This window comes from Caldisericota bacterium (genome assembly GCA_034717215.1).
Lineage (GTDB): Bacteria > Caldisericota > Caldisericia > Caldisericales > Caldisericaceae > UBA646.
Map to the genome: position 1 here is coordinate 1 of JAYELD010000019.1, position 2,818 is coordinate 2,818.

Genomic DNA, 2,818 nt, shown 5'->3' on the forward strand with positions numbered 1-2,818 from the left:
ATTCTTGGTTTCTGGAGTAACAGGTGTTCTTCTTGCCTTTGAAAGAACCGCCATATTAACCGTTTTACACACAGAATTCTCGTTACTATTAGTTGCAGGAGTTCTAATACATCTAATTGATCATCTCAGTTTCTACAAGATATTGTTCAGGAAACGCAAGGTAAACAAATAATTTTGTAATCGTAATCAGAATATTATAATAAGATTATGAAAAAAATATTAGTAGTAGATGACGAAAAGAATATAAGAGACCTTTTAAGTATCTACTTACAAAAAGCAGGATTTGATACTATACAGGCAAAAAACGGGCAGGAAGCATTGGATCTCTTTGAGAAAGAAAAACCACACCTCATTCTTTTAGATCTTATGCTTCCATATGTGAATGGAATAGCAGTTGCCAAAAAAATCCGCAGGCATTCAAACGTACCAATCCTTATGCTCACCGCTAAAGCAGAAGAAGATAATAGAATAAGCGGATTAGAATTAGGAGCAGATGATTACGTAGTAAAACCTTTTAGCCCCAGAGAAGTTGTAGCAAGAGTAAAGAGCTTGCTACGAAGAAGTTACTCGGATGAACGGATAATAAAAATAAAAGACCTTGAGATACACCCAAAAAAAATGAAAGTAATAAAAAATGGCACGGAAATTACATTAACTACAAAGGAATTTAAAATATTAACAATGCTCGCAGAAAAACCTGATGTAGTATTCTCAAGAGAGCAAATTATGGACAAGACTTATACGGAATATGATGAAGTGGTATTCGACCGTACAATAGATGCTTACATTAAAAACATACGTAAAAAATTGAAAGACGATCCCAAACACCCAGAATACATAGAGTCTATATACGGTGCAGGATACAAATTTAAAGGAGAAAAATAGATGAGCTTTAAGGTAAAACTTATATTAACTTACATTTTTTTAATAATTGTAGTAATTTTTTTTTCGGTATTTTTTATCAGGCTCTACATTGGTAAAAATTTCAATCAGATTATCGTACTCCAAACCCCAGAAGGATTCAAAATGTTTATGAAGCCTTTCGGAGAGAAATTTCTTAACAACATGAAATTTGTTCTCCTCTGGGTAGGTGCAATTTCTATTTTAATAGGTTCAGCCCTCGCATTTTTTGTTTCTCAACTTACAGTAAACCCAATCAAGAAAATGGTAAAATTCTCAAAAAAGTTAGAAAAGGGAGACTATTCTGCGCGCATAAATGCAAAAACAAATGATGAAATGGGACTGCTTGCAAGAGCATTAGACCATATGGCAGAACATCTATCTGAAATTGAAAAGATGCGAAAAACACTTGTGCAAAATGTATCTCACGACCTAAGAACACCCTTAACAGTCATTAACGGCTACTTAGAAACGCTGGACAATAAGGATTTTACAAAAAAAGAAAAAGAAAAATCACTTAAAATTATTAAAGGTGAAGTAGAGCGGATGGAGAGTATGTTAAATGAACTTTCCATTCTTTCTTTATTAGACAGCAAAAAATATAAATTAAACCTTGAAAAAATAAATCTAAATGACTTCATAATAGAAGCATCGGAAACGATTAGGATAGAAGCAAACAAAAAAAATCTATTCATCAAGATAAATAAAAGCAGCAAACCTATTTACATAAATGCAGACAAAAAAAGAATGAAAGAAATCCTTCTAAACCTTTTAGATAATGCAATAAAATACACGGATAGAGGTGGTATTTATATCAAAAGTTTTCGAGAAGGAACAAATGCCATAATTTCAATTAAAGACACAGGAAAAGGTATGCCAGAACAAGAACTGCCATACATATTCGACAGATTCTACAGAGGAGAAAAATCACGTTCAAGAACAACCGGCGGCTTAGGAATTGGACTTACAATTATAAAAGAACTAATATATGCACATAATGGCAAAGTAGAGGTAAAAAGCGAATTAAGCAAAGGCACAGAATTTACATTATCTTTCCCTATGTATAAATCTCCTCGAGATAAAAAACAATAACAAGTCTTGCCTATAACATATTCGCTGATAGCTCTATTTACATCACCTTTCAGTGCTAAACTGAAGAGATAAAATATCCGGTCCGGTATGCGATGCAATAACAGGCCCTAAACGAGTCATAGAAACCTCTTTGTTAAATTCTTTTGCACATACATCTCTGTATTCTTCAGCTTTTTCCTTATTATCGCCCCAAATGATTGCCATATGCTTCAACTCCTTTTCCGTTATAATCTGTTTTGCAATTTCAATCATCCTTGCTTTTGCCTTTTTCATCGTGCGAGGTTTCTCCAGAGTATCTATAGCCCCATCTCGCATATAAAGAAGTGGCTTTATTTTTATCATTGACCCTAAAACTGCTTCTGTTTTCTTAATTCGTCCCAGTCTCGCAAGGAAATACAGATCTCCGACAACAAAAAAGTTGTACATCCTATCCCGTATTGATGACATCTCCTGAATTACTTCATCCTTAGTCATCTCTTGGTCATACAATCTTTCTGCAATTTCCACTATTTGATATCCCAAACCTAATGTCGTAAACTTAGCATCAAAAATATGGATATCTGGATCTCCTAATGATTTTTTAGCTGCATTTGCGGCATTCACAGCACCACTTAGCTCAGAAGAAATCAGAGGAGAAATGATTGAGTACCCTTCCTCAATAAGTGGCTTATAAACCGCAATAAAATCAGTAGCAGCTGGTTGTGTAGTATATGGCAGCTCTCCTGCTCTTATACGCTTATAAAAATCCTCATCTTTTATATCCACACGTTCTCTAAACATGTCGTCACCAAATCTTACATACAAAGGCGTAATTTTTATACCGTAC

The 2,818-nt window shown here is 34.1% G+C and carries 3 protein-coding genes; 2 read left to right on the forward strand and 1 reads right to left on the reverse strand.

The features are described from left to right. Positions 1-207 precede the first annotated feature (207 nt). Both U9Q18_00935 and U9Q18_00940 read left to right on the forward strand, forming a co-directional pair. Positions 208-885 carry a response regulator transcription factor gene (locus tag U9Q18_00935; protein MEA3312924.1) on the forward strand — a complete coding sequence of 226 codons (678 nt, stop codon included), beginning with the start codon at positions 208-210 and terminating at the stop codon, positions 883-885. 147 nt (positions 886-1,032) lie between these two features. After that, a complete protein-coding gene (locus tag U9Q18_00940; protein ID MEA3312925.1) occupies positions 1,033-1,992 on the forward strand; it encodes a HAMP domain-containing sensor histidine kinase in 960 nt (319 codons plus the stop codon). Between the two features lie 42 nt (positions 1,993-2,034). On the opposite strand, the gene U9Q18_00945 is transcribed toward U9Q18_00940, so the two are convergent. Then, positions 2,035-2,818, reverse strand: a 784-nt coding sequence (locus U9Q18_00945) for a DegV family protein (protein ID MEA3312926.1), incomplete at its 5' end; no start/stop codon positions are given.

Bases quoted from the DNA above. Each gene is read 5' to 3' on its own strand.
- U9Q18_00940 (MEA3312925.1), top strand. From the start codon at position 1,033: ATGAAGCCTTTCGGAGAGAAATTTCTTAACAACATGAAATTTGTTCTC.
- U9Q18_00935 (MEA3312924.1), top strand. From the start codon at position 208: ATGAAAAAAATATTAGTAGTAGATGACGAAAAGAATATAAGAGACCTT.